Raw genomic sequence first — 3,151 nt, 5'->3', positions numbered from 1 at the left:
AACAAATACTTAGCTTCTAAATCCAAATTATCACTATACCCTTTCTCTTTTCCAAAAAAACAATAAAATCTCCCACTAAAATTCAATAAAAAAAGCCTCAATCATCACAAATTTGAATTGAGACTTTTTTTCTTTCTATTATATATACATCTATTGTTGATCACATAATTTTGTGTCATTAACTACAGAAGTTCCTTCAACGGTAACTGTATGAAAACAATTATTTACACGAACTGTAACAACATTATCTTGTCGATCAATAATATGATATTCATTAAATTCTTTATTTAGAGCACTACGAATTTGTTCTCCTTCATAAATTGGAATACCGTGTGATAAAACCCAAATAAGCCCAGCTATAGCAAGAATAGTTTTCATACGACCTACCTCCTTGAGAATAAAGTGAACTTTTAATCAGTGGTGTTTTCAGCCCTACTGATTATTAGTTGAATCAATTGGGCTATTATGCGGGATAAGTTCATTTCGTTTATAGTATGTTTATGCTAATTGTGACGGAATTGTGACAACTTTTTGTCTCTTTAGACGAAAAGTTGAAACAAAACTTTCAAAAAGGACAATTCTACTTACGTGAACAAAAAGGCTATGGAGAATTTCCTCCATAGCCTTTTTGTTGAATTTTATTAAACGACCATTTCACTATGCTTAATCTTAAGCGTTTCGATTTGAATTGTAGCATGTTCAATATGGAACTCCTGTTTTAACATAGTAATAATATTTTGAAGCACTTCTTGATCGTCCTGTTTTTTATCGATCATTACATGGACACTTAATGCATCTAATCCTGATGTAATTGTCCAAATGTGGAGATCGTGTATATCACGTACACCCTCTACTTCTTTAATAGCTTGCTTAACTTGTTCTATCTCAATTGAAACAGGTGTACCCTCCATAAGTATATGAATGGAATGTTTTGTTACTCCCCATGCACTCTTTAAAATTAATAGCGCTACAACCACTGAAATAATTGGATCTGCAATATACCATGAAAATAACGACATAAGTGCACCAGCTACTAACGCACCAACTGAACCTAAAGCATCTCCAAGAACATGTAAATATGCGCTACGTAAATTGACGTTATTTTTCACATCACCTTGTCTCATAAGAGCCCATGCACTAATTAAATTTGCTAGTAAACCAATTGATGCGATTAACATCATCGGACCACTTGCTACAGTTGGTGGTTCAAAAAACCTTCCAATCGCTTCCCACACGATAAGTCCAGCTACAACAAATAATGTAATACCATTAATTAATGCCGCCAATATTTCAAAACGATAATATCCATACGTTTTTGTAGAAGTAACAGTTCTAGCTGCTAATCCAATGGCAATTAAACTTAATAATAACGAACTCGTGTCACTTAACATATGTCCTGAATCAGATAATAAGGCTAAACTATTTGTAACTAGTCCTCCAAAAAATTCAAGAAACATAATAATTGCCGTAATTACTAATGCCGTAATTAAACCTTTCTTATTCCCTTCTCTACTCTCTTCAAAATGATGATGTCCGTGGGAATGCCCGTGAGTATGCCCATGATGTTGGTGACCGTGATGATGTCCCATATAAATTCCTCCTTTTAATCTTGTTTTATCTTTAATAATTCTTCTATTGAATTTTCACTTTATTTATAAACGGCTCTTTTCTTACTTGAATTGAACTTGTTGGACAGCCGTCACTAGCTGCCAACATTGCTTCCAAGAAAATTTTTGGGATTCCCATTATTCCTTCATTGTTATCTAATACACCAAATGATTTTCCTTTTCCATCTAATTGATATATATCAGGAGCTACGGAAGCACATAATTCACATGACCCACAATTTTTTTATTTACGACAGTATAATGTAACAATATAAATCACCTCCGATATCCATATACAATACATAGGTAGGGTATATTAAACCGTTTGTTTTATACCCATTTTCATTCTTAAATAATAATGACATATCGGTTTTAAATCGTTATCAAATTCATAAACTAATGGTGTTCCTGTTGGAATGTTTACATATTCTATATCTTCATCTGAAATTTGATCTAAATATTTTACTAAAGCTCTTATTGTATTTCCATGCGCTGCAATAATCACTTTTTTTCCATCTTTTAAATTAGGGACTATTTCTTCATCCCAATATGAAACAACTCGTTTTTCTGTATCTTCTAGATTTTCTGTAAGGGGAAACTTATTATCTTTTAAATCTCTATACTTCGGATGTGCCGCTTCATATCTCTCATCATCTTTTGTAAGAGCTGGTGGGCGTACATTTGTTGAACGTCTCCATAAAGTTACTCTCTCATCACCATATTTTCTCGCTGTTTCTTCTTTATTCAATCCTTGAAGTGCACCGTAATGTCTCTCATTTAATTTCCATGTTTTATGAATAGGTATCCACATCAAATCCATTTCCTCAAGAGTAATCAACAAAGTACGCATCGCCCTTTTTAAAACAGATGTATATGCTATATCGAATGAGAATCCATTGGCTTTCAAAACTTCTCCAGCTTCTCTTGCTTCTCGAAGACCAGCATTTGATAAGTCTATATCTGTCCAGCCTGTAAACCGATTTTCAACATTCCATTCACTTTGTCCGTGTCTTATTAAAACGAGCTTAATCATACTTATTATCTCCTCTCCTTTTAAAATTGCATTTTCATAAAGAAATTTCTTTATGAAAATGCCTTACTACATATCGAATTCTTTATTTTTCATTTCACTACTATGACTAAACGCTAATTCAATTAATCCATTTACATGAGAATCATCTAATGAATAAAAAACAAGTTTTCCTTCTTTACGCTTTTTTGCTAATCCTATTGTTTGTAACAGTCTTAAATGATGCGAAGCCGTTGCAATACTACTATGAATAATACTGGCGACATCACGTACACAAAGTTCCTTTTCCGTATACAGTGCATACGCAATTTTTAATCGTGTTTCATCCGCGAGTGCCTTGAACATTTTCGCTACACTACTTATATTTTCTTTCTCCAACATATCACTTGCATGTTTTACTTTTTGCTCATCGTGATAACAAAGTTCACAATGTTCTTCTTTCATAAGTAACACCTCTTATTCAAATACATATTTGATTATGTATGTAGTATACCTTATTAATCAAAAACATTCA

The 3,151-nt window shown here is 32.8% G+C and carries 4 protein-coding genes and 1 pseudogene; all 5 read right to left on the bottom strand.

Annotated elements, in window-relative coordinates; genetic code table 11:
* Positions 1 to 150 precede the first annotated feature (150 nt).
* On the bottom strand, positions 151 to 378 hold the full coding sequence (locus tag V7038_RS27730; RefSeq protein ID WP_002111280.1) for a hypothetical protein: 228 nt from the start codon (positions 376 to 378) through the stop codon (positions 151 to 153).
* Positions 379 to 641: 263 nt separating this feature from the next.
* Positions 642 to 1,589 (bottom strand): cation diffusion facilitator family transporter, encoded by a 948-nt coding sequence (locus V7038_RS27725; protein ID WP_002111281.1) that lies wholly within the window; start codon positions 1,587 to 1,589, stop codon positions 642 to 644.
* A 43-nt stretch (positions 1,590 to 1,632) separates the two neighbouring features.
* Positions 1,633 to 1,877: pseudogene (locus tag V7038_RS27720) on the bottom strand (ferredoxin).
* A gap of 46 nt (positions 1,878 to 1,923) precedes the next feature.
* On the bottom strand, positions 1,924 to 2,640 hold the full coding sequence (gene gpmA, locus V7038_RS27715; protein ID WP_002111283.1) for a 2,3-diphosphoglycerate-dependent phosphoglycerate mutase: 717 nt from the start codon (positions 2,638 to 2,640) through the stop codon (positions 1,924 to 1,926).
* Between the two features lie 66 nt (positions 2,641 to 2,706).
* Positions 2,707 to 3,081, bottom strand: coding sequence for an ArsR/SmtB family transcription factor (locus tag V7038_RS27710; RefSeq protein ID WP_002111285.1), 375 nt, complete (start codon positions 3,079 to 3,081; stop codon positions 2,707 to 2,709).
* Positions 3,082 to 3,151: the final 70 nt, after the last annotated feature.

It is taken from the genome of Bacillus sp. JJ783 (assembly GCF_036963225.1).
Lineage (GTDB): Bacteria > Bacillota > Bacilli > Bacillales > Bacillaceae_G > Bacillus_A > Bacillus_A cereus_U.
Note: the sequence above shows the minus strand (reverse complement) of the source record. Positions and strands in the feature narration are given on the sequence as shown.

Coding starts and splice junctions, on each gene's coding strand:
- V7038_RS27730 (WP_002111280.1), bottom strand. CDS start 378: ATGAAAACTATTCTTGCTATAGCTGGGCTTATTTGGGTTTTATCACAC.
- gpmA (WP_002111283.1), bottom strand. CDS start 2,640: ATGATTAAGCTCGTTTTAATAAGACACGGACAAAGTGAATGGAATGTT.
- V7038_RS27710 (WP_002111285.1), bottom strand. CDS start 3,081: ATGAAAGAAGAACATTGTGAACTTTGTTATCACGATGAGCAAAAAGTA.
- V7038_RS27725 (WP_002111281.1), bottom strand. CDS start 1,589: ATGGGACATCATCACGGTCACCAACATCATGGGCATACTCACGGGCAT.